Annotated in this window: 20 protein-coding genes; 4 read left to right on the forward strand and 16 right to left on the reverse strand. The window is 71.5% G+C overall.

Annotated elements, in window-relative coordinates:
* Positions 1-22 precede the first annotated feature (22 nt).
* On the reverse strand, positions 23-733 hold the full coding sequence (locus AB0E24_RS15890; protein ID WP_069865949.1) for a TerB family tellurite resistance protein: 711 nt from the start codon (positions 731-733) through the stop codon (positions 23-25).
* 248 nt (positions 734-981) lie between these two features.
* Positions 982-2,775: a 2-isopropylmalate synthase gene (gene leuA, locus AB0E24_RS15895; RefSeq protein ID WP_069865947.1), complete on the reverse strand. Its 1,794-nt coding sequence runs from the start codon at positions 2,773-2,775 to the stop codon at positions 982-984.
* Positions 2,776-3,119: 344 nt separating this feature from the next.
* On the opposite strand from leuA, the gene AB0E24_RS15900 reads away from it, so the two are divergent.
* Complete coding sequence (locus AB0E24_RS15900; protein WP_217489618.1) at positions 3,120-4,247, forward strand: M4 family metallopeptidase; 1,128 nt, start codon at positions 3,120-3,122, stop codon at positions 4,245-4,247.
* 27 nt (positions 4,248-4,274) lie between these two features.
* Complete coding sequence (locus tag AB0E24_RS15905; RefSeq protein WP_069865945.1) at positions 4,275-4,541, forward strand: protealysin inhibitor emfourin; 267 nt, start codon at positions 4,275-4,277, stop codon at positions 4,539-4,541.
* 43 nt (positions 4,542-4,584) lie between these two features.
* Here AB0E24_RS15905 and AB0E24_RS15910 read toward each other — a convergent pair whose 3' ends face one another.
* From AB0E24_RS15910 to hrcA, 14 genes are all read right to left on the reverse strand, one after another.
* Positions 4,585-5,679, reverse strand: a complete 1,095-nt coding sequence (locus tag AB0E24_RS15910) for a GTPase Era (protein ID WP_435865286.1) — start codon at positions 5,677-5,679, stop codon at positions 4,585-4,587.
* Between the two features lie 72 nt (positions 5,680-5,751).
* Positions 5,752-6,102: a cytidine deaminase-like protein gene (locus tag AB0E24_RS15915; protein ID WP_359377494.1), complete on the reverse strand. Its 351-nt coding sequence runs from the start codon at positions 6,100-6,102 to the stop codon at positions 5,752-5,754.
* Between the two features lie 173 nt (positions 6,103-6,275).
* Entirely contained in the window at positions 6,276-9,257 is a 2,982-nt protein-coding gene (locus AB0E24_RS15920; RefSeq protein ID WP_359377497.1) for a beta strand repeat-containing protein, read from the reverse strand.
* Between the two features lie 545 nt (positions 9,258-9,802).
* Positions 9,803-11,107, reverse strand: a complete 1,305-nt coding sequence (locus AB0E24_RS15925) for a hemolysin family protein (protein ID WP_069865943.1) — start codon at positions 11,105-11,107, stop codon at positions 9,803-9,805.
* Positions 11,104-11,601, reverse strand: coding sequence for an rRNA maturation RNase YbeY (gene ybeY, locus AB0E24_RS15930; RefSeq protein ID WP_069865941.1), 498 nt, complete (start codon positions 11,599-11,601; stop codon positions 11,104-11,106). The genes AB0E24_RS15925 and ybeY overlap by 4 nt, the downstream gene beginning before the upstream one ends.
* 13 nt (positions 11,602-11,614) lie before the next feature.
* Positions 11,615-12,619, reverse strand: a complete 1,005-nt coding sequence (locus AB0E24_RS15935) for a PhoH family protein (RefSeq protein ID WP_069865939.1) — start codon at positions 12,617-12,619, stop codon at positions 11,615-11,617.
* Positions 12,620-12,785: 166 nt separating this feature from the next.
* Positions 12,786-13,871: a carbohydrate kinase family protein gene (locus AB0E24_RS15940; protein WP_359377601.1), complete on the reverse strand. Its 1,086-nt coding sequence runs from the start codon at positions 13,869-13,871 to the stop codon at positions 12,786-12,788.
* Between the two features lie 436 nt (positions 13,872-14,307).
* Positions 14,308-15,228 (reverse strand): ribonuclease Z, encoded by a 921-nt coding sequence (locus AB0E24_RS15945; protein WP_102934634.1) that lies wholly within the window; start codon positions 15,226-15,228, stop codon positions 14,308-14,310.
* Positions 15,229-15,231: 3 nt separating this feature from the next.
* Positions 15,232-15,591 carry a histidine triad nucleotide-binding protein gene (locus tag AB0E24_RS15950; protein ID WP_069865935.1) on the reverse strand — a complete coding sequence of 120 codons (360 nt, stop codon included), beginning with the start codon at positions 15,589-15,591 and terminating at the stop codon, positions 15,232-15,234.
* Positions 15,592-15,669: 78 nt separating this feature from the next.
* Positions 15,670-16,398: a hypothetical protein gene (locus tag AB0E24_RS15955; protein WP_359377500.1), complete on the reverse strand. Its 729-nt coding sequence runs from the start codon at positions 16,396-16,398 to the stop codon at positions 15,670-15,672.
* Positions 16,399-16,542: 144 nt separating this feature from the next.
* The gene (locus tag AB0E24_RS15960; RefSeq protein WP_359377503.1) at positions 16,543-17,286 is read right to left on the reverse strand and encodes a 16S rRNA (uracil(1498)-N(3))-methyltransferase; all 744 of its coding nucleotides are present in this window, start codon (positions 17,284-17,286) and stop codon (positions 16,543-16,545) included.
* The gene (locus AB0E24_RS15965; RefSeq protein ID WP_069865929.1) at positions 17,283-18,374 is read right to left on the reverse strand and encodes a nitronate monooxygenase; all 1,092 of its coding nucleotides are present in this window, start codon (positions 18,372-18,374) and stop codon (positions 17,283-17,285) included. The genes AB0E24_RS15960 and AB0E24_RS15965 overlap by 4 nt, the downstream gene beginning before the upstream one ends.
* A gap of 303 nt (positions 18,375-18,677) precedes the next feature.
* The gene (gene dnaJ / locus AB0E24_RS15970; protein WP_069865927.1) at positions 18,678-19,814 is read right to left on the reverse strand and encodes a molecular chaperone DnaJ; all 1,137 of its coding nucleotides are present in this window, start codon (positions 19,812-19,814) and stop codon (positions 18,678-18,680) included.
* Positions 19,815-20,831, reverse strand: a complete 1,017-nt coding sequence (gene hrcA / locus AB0E24_RS15975) for a heat-inducible transcriptional repressor HrcA (RefSeq protein WP_069865925.1) — start codon at positions 20,829-20,831, stop codon at positions 19,815-19,817. It abuts the gene before it with no gap.
* A 164-nt stretch (positions 20,832-20,995) separates the two neighbouring features.
* Between hrcA and AB0E24_RS15980 the strand changes: the two genes are divergently transcribed.
* Both AB0E24_RS15980 and AB0E24_RS15985 read left to right on the forward strand, forming a co-directional pair.
* Positions 20,996-21,718: an MBL fold metallo-hydrolase gene (locus tag AB0E24_RS15980; RefSeq protein WP_069865923.1), complete on the forward strand. Its 723-nt coding sequence runs from the start codon at positions 20,996-20,998 to the stop codon at positions 21,716-21,718.
* Between the two features lie 203 nt (positions 21,719-21,921).
* Complete coding sequence (locus AB0E24_RS15985; RefSeq protein ID WP_359377506.1) at positions 21,922-22,743, forward strand: DUF3097 domain-containing protein; 822 nt, start codon at positions 21,922-21,924, stop codon at positions 22,741-22,743.
* Positions 22,744-22,804: the final 61 nt, after the last annotated feature.

The following is a 22,804-nucleotide window of genomic DNA, read 5'->3' on the forward strand; positions in this document are numbered from 1 at the left end:
GAAGCGAACCGGAATCGCCGGTTCAGAACGCCGCCCTTGTGGCCGCGAGCAGACGGGCCGTGTCGTCCGGGCCGATCATCAGGGCCCGGCCGACGGTTTCCAGGACCGCGCGCTCGGCCGGGCGGTAGGGCCCGTCGGCCACGGCGATCCGGGCGCCTTGGAGGAGGATGGCCTCCCGGCCGGTGGGGGCCAGATGCGGCGCCAGCGGCTCCAGTGCCTCGTGCAGCTCGATGGCCAGCGCCGTACCGCACGGGTCCAGGCCGTCGCGCTCGCCGCACGCGCCCGGGAGCCGCCCGGTGTCGGCGGCGAGGGCCTCGATGAGCGCGAGGAGTTGGTCCTCGCTGCAATCGGCGAACCCGGCGGCGCGCACCGCGCCCACCGCGACCTGCCGGACCGCAGTCGCCTCGGTGCCGCCCGCGGCCAGGACCGCGAGGGCCACGGTGTGCACCGCGTCGCGGAGCATCGCGGAGAAGCGGGTGGTGGTGGGGTGGTCCAGCATGTCCGTGCCGTAGCGGCCGCCGCAGGCCGCGCATTCCACGATGGGCGCCACCGGTCCGCGCGGCAGCACGGGCAGGCCGAGCACCACGATGCGGCGCCGGCCGGTACGCCGACGGTAGTTGCGGTCGCCCCCGCATTCCGGGCAGAAGAACTCACCATCGCCGACGGTCCGCCACAGAGTGCGTACGCCTACCACACACAGGTCCCGGTCACGGCGGGCTCGCCGGTGCACCACGTCACACCTCCATAACGCTTCGGCCACGTTGCCGCGTTGACGTGATGCTAGCCACATCCATGATGTGACGTCAGTACCCCGAACGGAGACAACAGGCCAAACCCGGGGCCCCGTCCACCTCTCGTGGTGCATGGGGCCCCGGTGGGTGACCAGGTCAGCGGGGTGATGGACCCGCGCGGTGCGGACCGGTGGGACCGGCAAAACCGGCGAGAGATCACCGGCGCGAGATCACCGGCGCGTTCAAATAATTACCTGCGCGCCCGGTTCACGGCGGAGACGACCGCCTTGAGGGAGGCCCGGACGATGTTGGCGTCGATCCCGACACCCCACAGCACCTTCCCGCCGATGGCGCATTCGATGTACGCGGCGGCCTGGGACGCGGCACCCTCGCTCAGGGTGTGCTCGGAGTAGTCCAGCAGCCGTACGTCCAGGTCGATCGCGGCCAGGGCGTCGAAGAAGGCCGCCAGCGGGCCGTTGCCGGTGCCGGTCAGCACCGTCTCGGCGCCGTCCACGACCGCCTCGACGGTGAGCGCGTCGGTGCCCTCGCTGGTGGTGGAGGTCTGCGCGCTGCGCAGTGCGATCCGGCCCCACTGGTTGTCGTCGGTCGGCAGGTACTCGTCCTGGAAGGCCGCCCAGATCTGGCCCGGGGTGACCTCGCCGCCCTCCGCGTCGGTCTTGGCCTGAATCGTCTTGGAGAACTCGATCTGCATCCTGCGCGGCAGGTCCAGGTTGTGGTCGTTCTTCAGGACATAGGCGATGCCGCCCTTTCCGGACTGCGAGTTGACGCGGATGACCGCCTCGTAGGAGCGGCCGACGTCCTTGGGGTCGATCGGCAGGTACGGAACCGCCCACTCGATCTCGTCCACCGTTTTGTCCTGCTCGGCGGCGCTCGCCTCCATCGCCTCGAACCCCTTCTTGATGGCGTCCTGGTGGGAGCCGGAGAAGGCGGTGTAGACCAGGTCGCCCGCATAGGGGTGGCGCGGGTGGATCTCCATCTGGTTGCAGTACTCGGCGGTGCGGCGGATCTCGTCGATCTGCGAGAAGTCGATCTGCGGGTCGACGCCCTGGGAGAACAGGTTCATGCCCAGCGTGACCAGGTCGACATTGCCGGTGCGCTCGCCCTGCCCGAACAGACAGCCCTCGATCCGGTCCGCCCCGGCCATGATCGCCAGCTCGGCGGCGGCGACGGCGGTGCCGCGGTCGTTGTGCGGATGCACCGACAGGCAGATGTGCTCACGGCGGGACAGATGGCGCGACATCCACTCGAAGCGGTCCGCGTGGGTGGACGGGGTCGAGCGCTCCACGGTGGCCGGCAGATTGAGGATGATCTCGCGGCCCTCCTCGGGCTGCCAGACGTCCATGACGCCCTCGCAGACCTCCAGCGCGAAGTCCAGCTCGGTGTCGGTGAAGATCTCCGGGCTGTACTGGTAGCCGAAGACCGTCTCAGCGCTCAGGATCTTGTCGGCGTACTCCATCACCAGCCGGGTGCCGTCCACCGCGATCTGCTTGACCTGCTCCCGGGTGCCGCGGAAGACCACGCGGCGGAAGGTGGGGGCGGTGGCGTTGTACAGGTGCACGGTGGCCCGGTGCGCCCCGCGCAGCGACTCGACGGTGCGCTCGATCAGCTCCTCGCGCGCCTGGGTGAGGACGGAGATCGTCACGTCCTCCGGGATCGCGCCCTCCTCGATGATCGACCGTACGAAGTCGAAGTCGGTCTGGCCGGAGGAGGGGAAGCCGACCTCGATCTCCTTGTAGCCCATGCGTACCAGCAGGTCGAACATCTCGCGCTTGCGGGCCGGGGACATCGGGTCGATCAGCGCCTGGTTGCCGTCCCGCAGATCGGTGGACAGCCAGCGCGGGGCGACCGTGATGCGGTTGTTCGGCCAGGTGCGGTCCGGGATGTCGACGGCCTCGTACGGGCCGTACTTGTGGATCGGCATCCCCGAGGGGCGCTGGGTGACGGTCGCGGCGGTGATGGGCGTGGGACGGCCGACGGCGTTACCGGAGGTCTCGGACTGGCCGGGCGTATCGGAGTGGGTCATGGTGCGCGGGGCTCCTTGTTGAATCCGCTGTCCGCTGGACGAATCCGCTGTCGCGGAGGTCCTGGGGCGGCCGACAGGGCGTGATCACCGCAACGCCGAACTCCGCGGGGAGGGGGTCGGCCTTCGACTACAGGCCCTCGCCGCGGCAGCTAAGGAGAAGCAGCCCGAAACGCATGATGGGAAGCAGCCTAACCGAGCCGGACGGCCATGGCGGACCTGTATCACTATGCGGACCAGAACATGATCCGCGGAGGAATACACACCTTCCCCCATCTTCCACTCGATTTCAGCAATCATGACCGCAAGGCGTGACACCGGGATGACGCGGTGCGACATTGCCAGCCATGGACGCCAACGCCAATGCCCACGCGCAGGCCCCCGCGCCTGCCCCTGCCCGCCGTCGCCGCCACAGCGCCTTCTGCACCATCGTGCCGCCCCACGTCCTCGACAAGCTGTCCCACGCCGAGGACGCCTCGCTGGCCGATCCCGCCCGCCGCACCCTGGAGCACGACGCGCTCCAGCGCACCCGGCGCCGGATCACCACCGTGCGCGGGATCCCCGCGGCGCGCGCCGCCGCGCCCTCCGACAAGCCCGTGCGCACCATCTACGACGCCGGCCACAAGACCGCGCTGCCGGGAAAGAAGGTGCGCGCCGAAGGCGGCGAGGCGGGCGGGGACGACTCGGTGAACCGCGCCTACGACGGGCTCGGCGCGACCTTCGAGCTCTTCCTCAAGGCGTACGGGCGGCGCTCGATCGACGACTCCGGCCTGCCGCTGAACGCGAGCGTCCACTACAGCGAGGACTACAACAACGCCTTCTGGGACGGCGAGCAGATGGTCTTCGGCGACGGGGACGGCGAGGTCTTCCTGGACTTCACCATCCCGGTCGACGTGATGGCCCACGAACTCACCCACGGCGTCACGCAGTACACCGCCAACCTCGAGTACTTCGGCCAGTCCGGGGCGCTCAACGAGTCGATGTCCGACGTCTTCGGCGCCCTGGTCAAACAGCATGTGCTCGGCCAGAGCGCCGAGGAGGCCGACTGGCTGATCGGCGCGGGGCTGCTGACCGACCGGGTCACCGGAGTGGCGCTGCGCTCCATGAAGGCCCCGGGCACGGCCTACGACGACGATGTGCTGGGCAAGGACCCGCAGCCGGGCACGATGGACGACTACGTCCACACCTCACGCGACAACGGCGGCGTCCACATCAACTCCGGCATCCCCAACCACGCCTTCTACCTCGCCGCCACCGCCCTGGGCGGCAACGCCTGGGAGCGCGCCGGGCAGATCTGGTTCGACGTGCTGACCGGCGGCGATCTGGCCTCCGACGCGGAGTTCGCCGATTTCGCGCACCTTACGGTGGCCGCGGCCCACGCCCGCTACGGCGAGGGCGAGGAGCAGGCGGCGGTGCGGGAGGCGTGGGCCGGGGTGGGCATCACCGATCTGCGGGCCCGCGTGGGCGCGCGCTAGGGCACGCCATCGGGTAGTGATGGAGCCATGCGCATCTCCGTCACCCGCACCGGCGGATTCGCCGGAATCGAGCGCCGGGCCGAGCTGGACACCGCCGGCCGGCCCGACGCCACCCATCTGGACGCCCTGGCCCACCAGGCCGTCGAGACCGGCCGCACCACGGCCGCCCGCGGCGTCCCCGACGGCTTCCAGTACGAGATCACCGTCGACGGCCGCACCGTCCACGCCGCGGACCCCCAGCTGAGCGACGCCCAGCGGGAACTGATCCGCACGGTGCTGAAGGAGGGCGCGTAGGGGTCACGTCGGAGAAGGGCTCGTAGGGGTCAGGCGGCTGCGCTCAGAAGCCCAGCTTCCGCAGCTGTTTCGGGTCCCGCTGCCAATCCTTGGCGACCTTCACATGGAGATCGAGGAAGACCGGCGTACCGAGCAGCGCCTCGATGTGTTTGCGGGACTTGGTGCCCACGTCCTTGAGACGGCGCCCCTTGGGGCCGATGACGATCCCCTTCTGGCTCGGCCGCTCGATGTAGAGGTTGGCGTGGATGTCCAGCAGCGGGCGGTCCGCGGGGCGGTCCTCGCGGGGCAGCATCTCCTCCACGACCACCGCGATGGAGTGCGGAAGTTCGTCCCGTACGCCCTCCAGCGCGGCCTCCCGGATCAGCTCGGCCACCATGACCTGCTCTGGCTCGTCGGTGAGGTCGCCCTCGGGATAGAGCGCCGGCCCCTCGGGCAGCAGCGGAACCAGCAGATCCGCCAGCAGATCCACCTGGCCGGCTCCTCTCCCACCACCACCCTCGCCCGAGGGACTGCGCCCCGCCCCCCTTTTCTCCGGTTTCTCCGCCTTCTCCGTTTTCTCTGGTTTCTCTGGTTTCTCTGGTTTCTCTGGTTTCTCTGGTTTCTCCGCATCGACCGCCGACACCGGGACGATCTCGGCCCATTCGATGCCCAGCTCCTTGCCGAGCCGGTCGATGGCGATCAGCTGCTGGGCCAGCTGCTCGGGCTCGACCAGATCGGTCTTGGTGACGATCGCGACCTTGGGCGTCTTCTTGATCCCGGCGAGTTCGGTGGCGATGTAGCGGTCGCCGGGGCCCAGCTTCTGGTCGGCGGGCAGGCAGAAGCCGATGACGTCGACCTCGGCCCAGGTGGTGCGCACCACATCGTTGAGCCGCTCGCCGAGCAGGGTGCGCGGCTTGTGCAGACCGGGGGTGTCGACGAGCACCAGCTGGGCGTCGGGGCGGTGCACGATGCCGCGGACGGTGTGGCGGGTGGTCTGCGGGCGGTTCGAGGTGATCGCGACCTTCGTCCCCACCAGCGCGTTGGTCAGGGTCGACTTGCCCGCGTTGGGGCGGCCGACGAAGCAGGCGAAGCCCGAGCGGTGCGGGGTCTCCCGCTGCTCGGTCGGGGACGGGGAGGTACCGGCAGTCATGGCCCCCATTCTCCCCGATGCCCCGGCCCGCTCCGACCAGCCGTCCCGGTCTCGTACGACCGCCCGCGGCGATGGGTGCGGTCAGGCGGGCAGCGTGGCCCGCACGGTGCCGTCCGGGCCCGCGAGCAGCACCGGGGTCCCGGCCCCGCCGAGGTCCCGTACGGCCGCGCGGTCCTCCTCCGACGCGCTCTCCGCGTCGGTCACCACGGCCGCGGCCTCCAGGGACGTGGCGCCGCTCGCCACGGCCATGGCGACGGCGGTCCGGAGTGCGCTCAGCTTCAGCGAGTCGAGGGCCACGGTCCCGGCGGCATACGTACGCCCCGTCTCATCACGGACGGCGGCACCCTCCGCCACGGAGTTGCGGGCCCGCGCCGAGCGGGCCAGCGTGATGATCTTGCGGTCTTCGGGGTCCAGCTGCGCTGCTTCGCTCATGCGGATGAGCATATGCGGGGCGTTGACCGGGGGTGACTCCGGTGGGGCGGCCGGGAAGCCGGTCCCGGTCCGCCACCGGGCACGCGGCGGCCCGCGCCGGACCGCTGTGCGGCGGCCCGGCGCGGGCGATACGCGGTGTCCTCCAGGTGTGCTGCCCAGATGTGCTCAGGGCCCTACGGAAGGAGCGGCGTCGGCTGGAAGTTCAGCGAGGCCGAGTCGGACGACGGGTTCAGGCCCGGAGCGCCGCCGAAGGAGGCGGTGTACGTCGAAGCGGTGATCACCGTCGGCGGGACGGTGACATTGCTGAGCGTCGCCGTGCCGCTGGCGTTGGTGACCGCGCTGCCCAACACGATCGGGCCCAGTACGGAGTTGGCGACGAAGGTGATGGTCTGGCCGGGGATCGGGTTGTTGGACGAGTCCCTCAGCGTCGCGCTCAGGGTCGGGATGACGAACGTGCCGTTGAACCGCAGCCGGATGGTGGCCGGGGTGGCGGTCACGGTGGTCCCGGTCGGCGCCGTGGCCACGTTCTGGGTGATCGCCGGTGAGGTCGAACCGGCGAAGCAGCCGTCGCCGCCATAGGTGGCCACGACCGTGTGCGCCCCGGTGGTGAGGGTGTTGGTGCTGACGGTGGCCTGCCCCGCGCCGTTGAGCGTGCCGGTGAGGGTGGGCCCACCGCTGATCACGAAGGTGACGGTCCCGGTCGGGGTGCCCGTGGCCGGCGGCACCGCGGTCACGGTGGCGGTGAAGGTCACGTTCTGGCCGGGGGTGGAGGGGTTCGGCGAGGAGGTGAGCACGGTCATGGTGGTCGCCTGGCCGACGGTGACGGAGCCGGAGGCCGACGAACCCGCGACACCCGTATCCCCGCCGTACGTGGCCGTCACCGCATGCGTACCCACCGGGATCGCGCTGGTCGTCACACACGCCTGACCGGTCGCGTTCAACGTCCCGGTCAACGTCGGACCACCCGCGACCGTGAACGTCACCGTCCCGGTCGGAGTGCACGTGCCGGGCGGCGTCGTGGTCACCTGAGCGCACAGGGTCACCGACTGGCCGCACACCGGGGAGGCGGGGGTGATGGTCAGCGCGGTCGTGGACGCGGCCTGGCCGACGGTGACGGAACCGGAGGCCGACGAACCCGCGACACCCGTATCCCCGCCGTACGTGGCCGTCACCGCATGCGTACCCACCGGGATCGCGCTGGTCGTCACACACGCCTGACCGGTCGCGTCCAGCGTCCCGGTCAACGTCGGACCACCCGCGACCGTGAACGTCACCGTCCCGGTCGGAGTGCACGTACTGGGCGACGCGACCGTCACCTGAGCGCACAGGGTCACCGACTGACCGCACACCGGGGAGGCGGGGGTGATGGTCAGCGTCGTGGTCGAGACGCCCTGGCCCACGGTGACGGAACCGGTGTCGCCCGAGCCTGCCACGCCGGTGTCCCCGGAGTAGGTGGCCATCACCGCGTGCGTGCCCACCGGGATGGCGCTGGTCGTCACACACGCCTGACCGGTCGCGTCCAGCGTCCCGGTCAGAGTCGGACCACCCGCGACCGTGAACGTCACCGTCCCGGTCGGAGTGCAGGTGCCGGGCGGCGTCGTCGTCACCTGCGCGCACAGGGTCACCGACTGGCCGCACGACGGAGAGGGGGGCGTGATGGTCAGCGCTGTCGTGGAGGACGCCTGGTTCACCGTGACCGGTGTGGTCGCCGTCGAGCCCATGACGTCCCCGTCGCCCGCGTAGGTGGCGGTCACGGTGTGGGGGCCGACCGGGATGTCACTGGTGGTCACACACGCCTGGCCGGTCGCGTCCAGGGTGCCCGTCAGGGTCGGGCCGCCGCTGATCACGAAGGTCACCGTGCCGGTGGGCGTACAGGTACTCGGCGGCACCACCGTCACCTGGGCGCAGATGGTCACCGCCTCACCGCAGACGGACGGGCTGGGCAAGGCGTTCACCGAGATGGTCGAGACGCCCTGGCCCACGGTGATCGACGCCGTGCCGGTGGAGCTCGCGATATCCGTGCTGCCCCCGTAGGTGGCCGTCACGGTGTACGACCCCGCGGTCAGCGCGTTGGTGGTCACACACGCCTGGCCGGTCGCGTCCAGCGTCCCGGTCAGGGTCGGGCCGCCGCTGATCACGAAGGTCACCGTGCCGGTGGGCGTACAGGTACTCGGCGGCACCACCGTCACCTGGGCGCAGATGGTCACCGCCTCACCGCAGACGGGTGCGGCGGGGGTCACCGTGACCGACGTCGTGGAGGCTCCCTGGCCGACCGTGACCGTTCCGCTGTCGGTCGAGCCCGCGACATCGCCGTTGCCCTCGTAGGTGGCCGTCACGGCGTGTGTCCCCACCGGGATGTCACTGGTGGTCACACACGCCTGGCCGGTCGCGTCCAGCGTGCCCGTGAGCGTCGGGCCGCCGGCGACCGTGAACGTCACCGTGCCCGTCGGGGTACAGGTGCCGGGCGCGACGACCGACACCTGGGCGCACAGGGTCACCGACTCACCGCAGACCGGCGAGGCGGGGGACACGGTGAGCGCCGTGGTGGAGGACGCCGGGTTGACGGTGAGCGGCGTCAACGGCGAGTTGGACGCGGCGAAGTCGGCGTCGCCGCTGTAGAACGCGGCCACCTGGTGCGTGCCCACGCTCAGCCCGGGGACGGTGACGGAGGCGTTCCCGGACGCGTCGAGGGTCCCGGTCACCGTGGGCCCGTCCGCGCTGATGATGAAGGTGACCGTACCGGTGGGGGTGCCGCTGCCCGGGGGCACCGCCGCCACACTGGCGGTCAGCGTCACGGTCTCCCCGCAGACGGGCGCGGGCGGGACGAAGGTGACGGTGGTGGTGGTCGCCGACTGGTTGACTTGCTGGATGGTCGTACCGGACGAATTGTCCGACGGATCGGTGGAGTTGACGAAGTTCGCCGTGACCAGATGGGACCCGGCGGCGAGGGTTGAGTCGGCCACGCTGGCCGTGCCGGAGTCGGGCCCGGTGGCGGTGAGCGTCACGGGGCCCAGGGTCGGGCCACCGGTGATGACGAAGGTCACGTCTCCGAACGGAGCGGTCCCGGCGGTGATGCCGGAGACGGTGGCGGTGTAGGTGACGGACTGGCCGAAGACGGAGGGATTCGGTGTGGAGGTCACCGTGGTGGTGGACATGGAAGCGGCCGCCCTTTCCTGATCTCAGGGGGATGAGCCGCCCGGCCCCGCGCGGCGCATGCCACGCGGGGCCTCGGCCTCTGCACGGGGGTGCCCATACGGCCGACCCGTCTACGTCAAGCAGACAAGCCGGCAGTCCCCCGACAGAGGTATGGGCGACCCACCAGTCGGTAGTTGCAAGTAAGCGGGGGCCTACGTCGGATGAGCCAGGGAGCGGACGGCTATTCCACTCATATGGCGCAGCGCGAGCCGCGCGTTGCCGATGCACCGGCGCGACGGCCCGCTTTCGCGCGACCGGATGCCGCGCCCCCGCGCATACGGCGGGGGCACGGGAAGCGGCCGGTCCGGAGAGGTCGGAAGAAGTCCGCTGTGGTTCCGCAGCGCCCCGAAGGGGCGCGGGGCCGTATCGATATGCGGCTCCGCCTCGGCCGCGTCGATATGCCGCTCCGCCTCGGCCGTGTCAATATGCGGCTCCGCCGCGTGGGACCAGCCACGACGGCGCCGCGGATGGCCGCCGACGCATCGCGGCACTTCCAGCGGAACGCTTATTCGGCCGCGGCGGTCTCGCGAACCGGCTCGACCAGCACCGTGACGATGCGGTTGCGGCGGCCCGCCGGGGACTCGGCGGTCAGCCGCAGCGCCTTGAGCGCGGGGTCGACACCGCCCTCGGGAACCTCGACCTCCGCCTTGGCGCCCGCGATCGGCACCCGGCCCAGCGCCTTGGCGAGCAGCCCGCCCACCGTCTCGACGTCCTCGTCGTCCAGGTCGGTGCCGTACAGCTCGCCCAGGTCCCCCAGGGCGAGCCGGGCGGTCACCCGGTGGGTGCCGTCGCCGAGGTCCTCCACGGGCGGCAGCTCGCGGTCGTACTCATCGGTGATCTCGCCGACGATCTCCTCGAGGATGTCCTCGATGGTGACGATGCCGGCCGTGCCGCCGTACTCGTCGATCACCACGGCGACGTGGTTGCGCTCCTGCTGCATCTCGCGCAGCAGATCGCCCGCGTTCTTGGTGTCCGGCACGAAGGCGGCGGGCCGCATCGCGGTGGAGACCAGCTCGGCCTCGGCCTCGCGGTTGATATGCGTCTTGCGGACCAGGTCCTTGAGGTAGACGATTCCGACGATGTCGTCCTCGTTCTCCCCGGTGACCGGTATCCGGGAGAAGCCCGAGCGCAGCGCGAGGGTGAGGGCCTGCCGGATGGTCTTGAAGCGCTCGATGACCACCAGGTCGGTGCGCGGCACCATCACCTCGCGCACCAGGGTGTCGCCGAGCTCGAAGACGGAGTGGACCATGCGCCGCTCCTCGTCCTCGATCAGCGACTCCTGCTCGGCGAGGTCCACCAGGGCGCGCAGCTCGGCCTCGGAGGCGAACGGGCCCTTGCGGAAGCCCTTGCCGGGCGTGAGCGCGTTACCGAGGAGGATCAGCAGCGGCGGGATGGGGCCCATGACCCGGGCCAGCGGGATCAGCGCATAGGCGGCCGCGGTCGCGGTGTTGAGCGGATGCTGGGCGCCGATGGTGCGCGGGGAGACGCCGACGGCCACATACGACACCAGGACCATCACGCCGATCGCGACGGTCAGCGCCTTCCAGGTCTCGGGGAACTCGCGCAGACACGCGAACGTGACGACCGCGCCCGCCGCGACCTCACAGGCGACCCGCACCAGCAGCGCCACATTCAGATACCGGGTGGGGTCCTCGGCGACGAGCATCAGCTTGGCGCTGCCCCGCCGCCCGGAGCGCACGGCCTCCTCGGCGCGGAACCGGGTGGTGCGGGCGAGACCGGCCTCCGCGCAGGCCGCCAGCCAGGCCACCACGACCAGCAGGACGGCCGCGGTGACGAGCTGCGCGCTCATCGGACGGTGGGGGCCGGGGAGGGGCCGGTCAGGCCCTGCTCCGCGCGCCAGCCGTCGATGATGGCGGCTTGAAGGCCGAACATCTCGGCGCGCTCGTCCGCCTCCTCGTGGTCATAGCCGAGGAGATGGAGGACGCCGTGGACGGTGAGCAGGTGGAGCTCCTCGTCCATGGAGTGCCCGGTCGGCGCCTCCTCCCCCTGCTTCTTGGCCACTTCGGGGCAGAGCACGATGTCCCCGAGGAGGCCCTGCGGGGGCTCCTCGTCGTCCTTGGCCGGCGGGCGCAGCTCGTCCATCGGGAAGGACATGACATCGGTCGGCCCCGGCAGATCCATCCACTGGATGTGCAGCTGCTCCATGGCGTCGGCGTCGACGACGATCACCGAGAGCTCGGAGAGCGGGTGGATACGCATCCGGGCGAGTGCGTAGCGGGCGACGTCGAGCACCGCCCGCTCGTCGATATCGGTACCGGATTCGTTGTTGACGTCGATCGCCATGGTGGGTTCGCGGTTACTTTCCGTTGCGACTGTCGTACTGGTCGTATGCGTCGACGATCCGGCCGACCAGCTTGTGACGGACCACGTCGGTGCTGGTGAGCATGGAGAAGTGAACGTCCTCGACGCCGTCCAGGATCTCCCGCACCTGGCGCAGACCGCTCTTGGTCCCGCCGGGAAGGTCGATCTGGGTGATGTCGCCCGTGATCACTATCTTGGAGTCGAAGCCGAGCCGGGTGAGGAACATCTTCATCTGCTCGGGGTTCGTGTTCTGGGCCTCGTCGAGGATGATGAACGCGTCATTGAGCGTACGGCCACGCATGTACGCCAGCGGAGCGACCTCGATCGTGCCCGCGGCCATCAGGCGCGGGATGGAGTCGGGGTCGAGCATGTCGTGCAGCGCGTCGTAGAGCGGGCGGAGATACGGGTCGATCTTCTCGTAGAGCGTGCCGGGCAGGAAGCCGAGCCGCTCCCCCGCCTCGACCGCGGGCCGGGTCAGGATGATCCGGTTGACCTGCTTGGATTGCAGTGCCTGGACCGCCTTGGCCATGGCCAGATAGGTCTTTCCGGTGCCCGCGGGGCCGATGCCGAAGACGACCGTGTGCTTGTCGATGGCGTCGACGTAGCGCTTCTGGTTGAGCGTCTTGGGGCGGATGGTGCGGCCGCGGTTGGAGAGAATGTTCTGGGTCAGCACTTCGGCAGGCGTCTCCTGCACTCCGCCCTCGCCGTTCTCGGCCGCGCGCAGCATGGAGATCGAGCGCTCCACCGCATCCTCCGTCATCGGTTGACCGGTGCGGAGCACCAGCATCATCTCATCGAACAGACGCTGGACCAGGGCGACTTCCTTCGGGTCCCCGGTGGCGCTGACTTCGTTGCCCCGTACGTGGATATCGGTCGCCGGGAACGCCTTCTCGATCACACGGAGCAGCGCGTCACCGGATCCCAGCACCATGACCATCGGGTGCTTGTTCGGGACCGTGAACTGCGCATGCGCCTGCGGTGCTGTGGTTGGTTGCGTCATGGGCCGGCTCTCTGGCCTGCTCCTACCTCCCGATACAAGGGTTCTCGCCGCTCGACAACCTTGGGTTCCAGGGTACGACGGAGCACCGACAAGACCCGAGCCCTTTTACTCCCATCCGCTCATCACTCCGCTCGGGATGCGGCACCGCGCCCGGTCCGTGCCCGGCCTACGCCTGGCGGAAACCGATCGTCGGGACGGCCCGGCGCAGCGGCCAGGGACGGGCGGCGCCCGGGAGCAGCCGGTCGAGGAAGGCGTAGCGGCGCAGCGCGCGGGCGGGCTGGTCGTCGTAGGCGCGGGCGTGCTGCCACCAGGCGGCGATCTCGACCCAGCCGGGCGCCGACAGCGAGCCGCCGAACTCCTGCACCGACAGCGCGGCGGTCAGCCCGGCGAAGGCCAGCCGGTCGGCGAGCGGCCATCCGGCGAGCGTGCCGGTGACGAACCCGGCGACGAACACATCCCCGGCCCCGGTCGGGTCCAGGGCCTCCACGGAGATCGCGGGCACCTGCGCGGTCTCGCCGGTGCGGCCGTCGACCGCGTACGCCCCCTCGGAGCCGAGCGTGACGACGGCGAGCGGGACCAGGTCGGCGAGGGCGCGGGCGGCGGCGCGCGGGCAGTCGGTGCGGGTGTAGCGCATCGCCTCCTCGGCGTTGGGCAGGAACGCCTCGCAGTGCTCCAGCTCGGCGAGGTCGGCCGGATCCCAGCGGCCACTGTCGTCCCAGCCGACGTCCGCGAAGACCCTGCTGCCGTGGCGGGCGGCCTCGGCCACCCACTCCTGGCCGCGGCCGGGCACCAGGGAGGCCACGGCGGCGCGGGCCGGGGGCGGGCAGCTGGGCGCGGGCTCCTCGGGCGGCGGGGCCTCATGGCCGTGGGAGACCATGGTCCGCTCGCCTTCGTAGGCCATGGAGACGGTCACCGGGGAGTGCCAGCCGGGGATGGTGCGGGAGAGCGAGAGATCGATGCCCTCGCCGCGGTCCAGGGCGTCGCGACAGTAGTCCCCGTAGTGGTCGTCGCCGAAGGCGGCGGCGAGGGAGGTGCGCAGACCGAGCCGGGCCAGGGCGGTGGCCATATTGGCGACGCCGCCGGGGCTCGAACCCATGCCGCGGGCCCAGGACTCGGTGCCGCGGACGGGGGCGCTGTCGAGACCGGTGAAGATGATGTCCAGGAAGACGGTGCCGGTGAGATAGACATCGCACTCCGGGTCACCGGGCCGACGCACGGTCGCGAGCGGGTCGAGCATGGGGTAGCCCGCCATGAGCTTGTCGCCGTCGTGTGTCGTCACCGCGCTCTCCCAGGTCTTGCGGGTCCGCCTCCATCGTCGGACGCGGGTGCGGCCAGTGTGCACGATGGGACCGACAAGGGGCCGGGGTCCGGCCACGACCCCCTCCGGGGTCCGCCCCGGGCCCAGGGACCCGCCGCCGCCCTGCCACGGGGCCGGGGGCCCGCCACCGCCCGTATCGAGCCCGGAGCCAGCCACCGCCCCGTATCGGGCCCCCAGGGACCCGCCACCGCCCCGCCACAGCCCCGGGGACCCGCCACCGCCCCACCTCGGGACCGGGGCCCGCCACCAGCCCGGGGCCCGCCACCGCCCCATCTCGGGCCCGGGGGCCCGACTGCCCCGTCTCGGGCCCGCGCCGTACCGCGGCTTCCCGCGGGTCCGGACGGCTCCCGCCGACCCTTCCGCGGCGCGCTCAGCGCCGTTTGGGCACCGCCACCGTCATCAGGTCCTGGGCGACCGTGAGCTCCCCCTCGAACCCGGCGGCCCGCGCCTGGCGCTCGAAGTCGGTGGGATCGCCGTAGCGCTGCGAGAAGTGCGTCAGCACCAGATGCCGCACTCCCGCCCCGGCGGCGACCCGGGCCGCCTGTCCCGCGGTCAGATGCCCGTACTCGACGGCCAGCGCCTCGTCCTCGTCCAGGAAGGTCGACTCGATGACCAGCAGATCGCACCCCTGCGCCAGCGCGTCGGCGCCGTCGCACAGCCGGGTGTCCATGATGAACGCGAAGCGCTGCCCCCGGCGCACCTCGCTGACCTCCTCGATCGTGACCGTACGCCCCTCGACCTCCAGGACCCGCTCCCGCTGGAGCCGCCCGATCTGCGGGCCGCGGATGCCGAGCGCGGCGAGCCGCTCGGGCAGCATCCTGCGGCCGTCCGGCTCGGTCAGGCGGTAGCCGTAGGACTCGACGGGATGCGAGAGCCGGGCCGCCTCCAGGGTGTACGCGGAGGTGCGGGCCAGCATCGCGCCGTCACCGGCGACCGGCTCCTCGGTCAGCGCCACGGTCTCGCGGTAGGCGGTCGCGTACCGCAGCCGCTCGAAGAACCGCTGTCCGCTCGCCGGGTAGTGGGCGGTCACCCGGTGCGGCACCCGGTCGAGGTTGATCCGCTGGATCACCCCGGCCAGGCCCAGGGAGTGGTCCCCGTGGAAGTGCGTGACGCAGATCCGGTCGATGTCATGGGCGGCGACCCCGGCCATCAGCATCTGGCGCTGGGTGCCCTCGCCGGGGTCGAACAGCAGGCCCTCACCGTCCCAGCGGAGCAGATAGCCGTTGTGGTTGCGGTGCCGTGTCGGCACCTGGCTCGCGGTGCCGAGGACGATCAGTTCCCGTGCGGACAAGGGTTATCCGGGAGGCCAGTTGAGCCCGCGGCCGCCGAGGACGTGGGCATGTGCGTGGAAGACGGTCTGCCCCGCGCCGGAGCCGGTGTTGAACACCACGCGGTAGCCCGTCTCGTCGAGCTTCTCATCGGCCGCGACCCCGCCCGCCTCGCGCAGCACATCCGCGGTGATCTGCGGTTCGGCCGCCGCGAGTGAGGCCGCGTCCGAGTAGTGCACCTTGGGGATCACCAGGACGTGCGTGGGCGCCTGGGGATTTATGTCGCGGAAGGCGACAGTGGTGTCCGTCTCACGGACGACGGTGGCCGGCACCTCCCCCGACACAATCTTGCAGAACAGGCAGTCGGCCTGCGGTTCTCCCGCCACCGGTGGCTCCCTTACGGATCGTCGGCACGTACGGTCCGGATGGTACCGGGAGGCCCTGCCGGCGGAAGAGATCGTGGACTATTCGCCCGGACCGGTGCCCTGACCGCCGCCCTCGGTGCCGTCCTTACCGGCGCCGTCCTCGGCACCGGCCTGGCCGCCGCCGTCCTCGGTGGCCGGGTGGTCCGAGGGGTGGCTACGGGTCGGCTCGGGGCCCTCCGTGGTGCGGTGGTCCCACGGGTGGCTACGGGTGGGCTCGGGCTCCTCGGTCGTCCGGTGGTCCCAGGGATGGCTGCGCGTCGGCTCGGGGCCCTCCGTGGTCCGGTCGTCCGAGGGCTGACCGCCGGTCGGCCGGGGGCTCTCGGTGTCCCGGGCGCCGCCCTGACACTCTCCGATCACATTCGCCTGGAAGACCTTCCGGCCGTCCACCTGGCCGGTCAAGTCGCCCCGGACGCAGTGGTCCTCCCGTACGTAGGTGACCCGGCCCCTGATCCTGATGTCCTTGTCGTTCTGGGTCCTGCCCTGGCAGTCCACCCGCGCGTCGGTCTCCCCGGCCCGCTCGCTCCGCGAGGGCGAGGCACTGGCATCGGTACCTGCCGTACGACCGCTCCTGAAGTCGGCATTGCAGCTCATCCAGCGGACGCCGACACCGCCCCGCTCCAGCGCCTCGGTGGTCACCCGGTCCGTGGTGATCGCGATCGTCGCGGAGCTGATGCTGCCGCCCGTCGGCTCACACCCCGTCACCGCGACCACCGCCGCGCCGACCACCGCGGCGGCACACAGCGCCCGTCCCCGCCTTGCCTGGCTCAATACCCCCATGGTGGATAGGTTCCCATCGGCCGACGCCAACCGGAAGGCCGTCCTCGGCCAGGTGCGGACCCGTCAGAAGAGGCCCCGGAGGGGCGGGCGCTCCAGAGGTCGTGGAGGGCGCGCCAGAGGCCGCGGAGGGCCTTCTCATCCCCAGCGGCCGGTGCGGCCGAGCAGCAGCGCGGCGGCCGCCGTTCCGGCCGTGGAGGTGCGCAGCACGCTCGGGCCCAGCCGGTACGGCCGCGCGCCCGCCTCGGCGAAGGCCGCCAACTCCTCCGGGGAGACGCCCCCTTCGGGTCCGACGACCAACACGATGTCGCCACTCGCGGGCAGTTGGGCCGTCGCGAGCGGTTCGGCGCCCTCCTCATGGAGCACGGCCGCGAACGCGGCCTCCGCGAGCAGCCGGGCCACCTGCCGGGTCGTCATCGCGTCCATGACCTCGGGGAAGGTCAGCCGACGGGACTGCTTGCCCGCCTCGCGCGCGGTGGACCGCCACTTGCCGAGCGCCTTGAGCCCGCGCTCGCCCTTCCACTGGGTGATGCAGCGGGCGGCCGACCACGGGACGACGGCGTCCACGCCGGTCTCCGTCATGGTCTCCACCGCCAGCTCGCCCCGGTCGCCCTTGGGCAGCGCCTGGACGACGGTGATCCTCGGCTCCGGGGCCGTCTCCTGGCGCACCTCGTCCACCGCGACCTGGAGCCGGTCCTTGCCCTCCACGGCCGTCACGATGCCCTGGACGCCCGTGCCGTGACCGTCCGTCAGCACCACCGGCTCACCGACGCGCAGCCGCCTTACGGACACCGCGTGGCGCCCCTCCGGACCCTCCAGCCAGACCCGGGCTCCCGCGACCGCCCCCGCCAGGGAGTCGGCCACGAACACCGGGGCGCTCACGACACCGCACCCCGCTGGGGCTGAAAGCCCAACGCGCCCCGCGCCGCGTCGAGTTCGACCGCGAGCGTCTCCACAAGCCGCGCGGCGGGCAGCTCACGCGCCAGCCGGTGCCCCTGCCCGGCCCACAGCGCCATCCCCTGGGGGTCGCCCGCCTTGGCGGCCGCCTTACGGAGGCCGGAGGTCATGTGGTGCAGCTGGGGGTAGGCGGCGGGCGCGTACGGGCCGTGCTCGCGCATGAAGCGGTTGACCAGGCCCCGGGCCGGACGGCCGGAGAAGGCGCGGGTCAGCTCGGTCCGGCCGAACAGCGGATCCGTCATCGCCTGCTTGTGCAGCGCGTTCGCCCCGGACTCGGGGCACACCAGGAACGCCGTCCCCAGCTGGGCCGCGACCGCGCCCGCGGCCAGCGCGGCGGCGATCTGCGAACCGCGCATCATGCCGCCCGCCGCGATGATCGGGATCTGGACGTACTCACGGACCAGCGTGATCAGCGACAGCAGACCGAGCCCGACGCCCATCCCGTCGGCCGCCGGGTCATTGCTGTACGTGCCCTGGTGGCCGCCGGCCTCCACGCCCTGCACACAGACGGCGTCGGCGCCCGCCCACTGGGCGGTCTGCGCCTCGACGGGCGAGGTCACGGTCACGACGGTGCGGGTGCCGACCTTGGCGAGGGCGTCTAGGACCGCGCGGGTCGGGCAGCCGAAGGTGAACGAGACGACCGGTACCGGGTTGTCGAGGAGCACCGCGAGCTTGGCGTCGTACGCGTCGTCGGAGCCCGAGTCCGGGTCGCCGAGCAAGGTCTCGTACCAGGCCGCCTCGCCCACGAGCCGCTCGCCGTAGGCCGCGACGGCGGCCGGGTCGGGGTTGGGCGGCTGCGGCATGAACAGATTGATGCCGAAGGGCCGGTCGGTCAGCCCCCGCAGCTGTTTGATCTCCTCATACATCGCCTCCGGCGTCTTGTAGCCGGCGGCGAGGAATCCGAGACCACCGGCCTCGGAGACGGTGGCGGCGAGCTGCGGGCAGGAGGCTCCACCCGCCATCGGCGCCTGCACGATCGGGTACCGGTGGAGATCGGTCAGCGCGGAGGACATGGCCACATCGTGTCATGCCCTCCGCACGGGCTCACCACCGGATCAGGGGCGTCACGGGACCCTCGGCGGCCCCACCACGGGCCGATCCCGGCCCGGGGCGCCTACCGCCCGTTGAACGCGTCCTTCAAGCGCGAGAACAGCCCCTGCTGCCCCGGCTTGCCGCATCCCCCGGGGGCAACCCCCGTACCCCCGGCCGGAGCGCCTACCGCCCGTTGAACGCGTCCTTCAGCCGCGAGAACAGCCCTTGCTGCCCCGGCTTGCCGCATCCCCCGGGGGCAACCCCCGTACCCCCGGCCGGGGCGCCTACCGCCCGTTGAACGCGTCCTTCAGCCGCGAGAACAGCCCCTGCTGCCCCGGCTTGAATTCGCCGGTCGGGCGCTCCTCGCCGCGCAGCTTGGACAGCCGCCGCAGCAGCTCCTCCTGCTCCGGGTCCAGCTTGGTCGGGGTGGTCACCTCGACATGCACGATCAGATCGCCCCGGCCGCCGCCCCGCAGATGGGTGATGCCGCGCTGGTGCAGCGGGATCGACTGGCCGGACTGGGTGCCGGGCCGGATGTCGACCTCGTCCAGGCCGTCCAGCGTCTCCAGCGGCACCTTGGTGCCCAGCGACGCCGCCGTCATCGGGATGGTCACCGTGCAGTGCATATCGTCGCCGCGCCGCTGGAAGACCGGATGCGGGACCTCGTGGATCTCCACATACAGATCGCCCGCCGGGCCGCCGCCCGGTCCGACCTCGCCCTCACCGGCCAGCTGGATCCTGGTGCCGTTGTCCACACCGGCGGGGATCTTCACCGTCAGGGTGCGCCGCGAGCGGACCCGGCCGTCGCCCGCGCACTCCGGGCACGGGGTCGGCACCACGGTGCCGAAGCCCTGGCACTGCGGGCACGGCCGCGAGGTCATGACCTGGCCCAGGAAGGACCGCGTCACCTGCGAGACCTCACCGCGGCCACGGCACATGTCGCAGGTCTGCGCCGAGGTGCCCGGCGCCGCGCCCTCGCCGCTGCACGTCGTGCAGACGACCGCGGTGTCGACCTGGATGTCCTTGGTGGTGCCGAACGCGGCCTCGTTGAGCTCCACGTCCAGCCGGATCATCGCGTCCTGACCGCGCCGGGTCCTGGAGCGTGGGCCGCGCTGCGAGGCGGTGCCGAAGAAGGCGTCCATGATGTCGGAGAAGTTTCCGAAGCCGGCGCCGCCGAAGCCGCCGGCGCCACCGCCGCCCGCCCCCGACATCGGGTCCCCGCCCAGGTCGTAGACCTGCTTCTTCTGCGGATCCGACAGGACCTCATAAGCGGCGTTGATCTCCTTGAACCGCTCTTGGGTCTTCGGATCCGGGTTCACATCCGGATGCAGCTCGCGTGCGAGCCGGCGGAATGCCTTCTTGATCTGGTCCTGCGAGGCATCACGCGGCACGCCCAGGACTGCGTAGTAGTCCGTCGCCACTTACGACTCCGCCAGGATCTGTCCGACGTAACGTGCCACTGCGCGTACCGCTCCCATCGTTCCGGGGTAGTCCATGCGGGTCGGTCCGACCACGCCGAGTTTGGCGACCGCCTCGTCGCCGGAACCGTAGCCGACCGCGACGACCGAGGTGGCGTTGAGCCCCTCGTGAGCATTCTCATGCCCGATGCGCACGGTCATACCCGAGTCCTTGGCCTCGCCCAGCAGCTTGAGGAGGACGACATGCTCTTCGAGTGCCTCCAGAACGGGCCGGATCGTCAGGGGAAAATCATGCACGAAACGCGTGAGGTTCGCGGTGCCGCCGATCATCAGCCGCTCCTCGGTCTCCTCCACCAGCGTTTCGAGCAATGTTGACAGTACGATCGAGACGGTCCCCCGGTCCTCCTGTTCGAAGGACTCCGGAAGATCCTGCACCAACTGCGGCACATCCGCGAAACGCCGCCCCACGACCCGGCTGTTGAGCCGGGCGCGCAGATCGGCCAGCGAATCCTCGGAGACCGGGGCGGGGCAGTCCACCATGCGCTGCTCGACCCGGCCGGTGTCCGTGATCAACACCAGCATCACCCGGGCCGTGGCCAGCGGCAGCAGCTCCACATGGCGCACCGTCGAGCGGGTCAGCGACGGATACTGCACCACCGCCACCTGCCGGGTCAGCTGCGCCAGCAGCCGGACCGTGCGGCCCACCACATCGTCGAGGTCGACCGCGCCGTCCAGGAAGTTCTGGATGGCCCGCCGCTCCGGGCTGGACAGCGGCTTGACCCCGGCCAGCCTGTCCACGAAGAGGCGGTAGCCCTTGTCCGTGGGGATCCGCCCGGCGCTCGTATGCGGCTGGGCGATGAAACCCTCGTCCTCCAGAGCGGCCATGTCGTTACGCACCGTGGCCGGGGAGACCCCCAGCCGGTGCCGCTCGGTGAGCGCCTTGGAACCGACCGGCTCCTCCGTCCCCACGTAGTCCTGGACAATGGCACGCAGCACTTCGAGTCTGCGTTCGCTGAGCACCCCGCGCACCTCCAGTCCAGCGGTCTCATCAGGTCGTCCGTCTGGCACTCACCGGGCACGAGTGCCAGAGCCCCTCCGCCAGTGTACGGCGGGGTGCGGTGGCATGGGCAAGAGCCGCCGCTGGCAGCAACTCTCCTCCATCCCCGTTGAGCTAGCGTCGCGGTATGGAGACGTGTTGGGAAGAGGCAGGCTGGGAGCGGCTCGCCCCCGGTGTGGCCCGCCGTCGGATGCCGGAGTGGGACGAGACGGTCGGCGTGGTCGTCGGCCGCACCGACATCCTCGTCGTGGACACCGGCGCGACCCTGCGCGCCGGGGCCGAGCTGCGCTCCCTGATCACCCGGCTGACCGGCCGCCGCCCCACCCGGATCGCGCTCACCCATCCGCACTTCGACCACGTCCTGGGCTCGGCCGCCTTCGCGGGCTGCGAGGTGTACGGGGCCACGGGCCTGGACGAGCTGCTGCGCCGTGAGCGGGAGACGCTGCGCGAGGACGCGATCCGCCACGGGGTGGACCGGGACGCCGCCACCGAGGCCGTGGACCACCTGGTCCGCCCGCATCACCTGGTCTCCGGGGAGCTCACCCTCGACCTGGGCGGCCGGCCGGTGCTGCTGGCCAATGTCGGCCCCGGCCACACCGCCCATGACCTGGCCGTTCTGGTGCCCGGCCGACCCGAGGTGGTCTTCTGCGGCGACCTGGTGGAGGAGTCCGGCCCGCCCCAGGCCGGGCCCGACGCCATCCCCGGCCACTGGCCCGCCGCCCTCGACCGGCTGCTCGCCCTCGGCGGCGCGGACGCGGTGTACGTCCCGGGGCACGGCTCGGTCGTGGACGCCGCGTTCGTACGGGCCCAACGCGATGAGCTGGCGGCCCGCTTCGGCGTGTCCGGATAGGCGCTCCGCTGGAAGTGTCGCGATGCGTCGTCGGCCGACTGCGGCGCCGTCGTGGCTGGTCGCCCACGCGGCGGAGCCGCATATCGACACCGCCGCGGCGGAGCCGCACATCGAATCTAGCCGTTCGCCTAGTAGTCCGCCTAGTTGTCCGCTAGTTGTCCGCCTACGGGAGCGGGCGGTCGTCGCGCGCTATCGTCACCCGGATGCGACAGTACGACCCGGATCTGACCCCGCCCTGGAAGCGGCAGCGGCCCGCCCCCGAGGTTCCCGCCGAACCGGACCTCGTGGTGGAGGAGGTCAGCACCGGGTTCTGCGGTGCCGTGATCCGCTGCGAGAAGACCGCCCAGGGCCCGACGGTCACTCTGGAGGACCGCTTCGGCAAACATCGTGTCTTCCCCATGGAGCCGCGCGGTTTCCTGCTCGAGGGGCGTGTCGTCACCCTCGTACGCCCGCGCGCGGCGGCCCCCAGCGCGCCCCGGCGGACGGCCTCGGGGTCGATCGCGGTTCCGGGAGCGCGCGCCAGGGTCGCCCGCGCGGGGCGCATCTACGTCGAGGGACGCCATGACGCGGAGCTGGTGGAGCGGGTCTGGGGCGACGATCTGCGCATCGAGGGCGTCGTCGTGGAGTACCTGGAGGGCGTGGACGACCTGCCCGCCATCGTCGAGGACTTCTCCCCCGGCCCGGACGCCCGCCTCGGCGTCCTGGTCGACCATCTGGTGGCGGGCTCCAAGGAGTCCCGTATCGCCGCGCAGGTGACCGACGAGCATGTGCTGGTCCTCGGCCACCCCTACATCGACATCTGGGAGGCCGTGAAGCCGTCCTCCCTCTCCATCCCGGCCTGGCCGAAGGTGCCGCACGGCCAGGACTGGAAGAAGGGCGTCTGCCGCGCCCTGGGCTGGCCGGAGAACACCGGGGCCGCCTGGCAGCGGATCCTGTCCTCGGTCCACTCCTACAAGGACCTCCAGCCGGAGCTCTTGGGGAAGGTCGAGGAGCTGATCGACTTCGTGACGGCCCCGCAAGGCTGACGGGGGTCCGGGAGGGTCGAGCGGGGCTGACGCCTCCGTAGGGCTGAGCAGAGCCGAGCAG

Source organism: Streptomyces malaysiensis subsp. malaysiensis (assembly GCF_040653035.1).
GTDB lineage: Bacteria > Actinomycetota > Actinomycetes > Streptomycetales > Streptomycetaceae > Streptomyces > Streptomyces malaysiensis.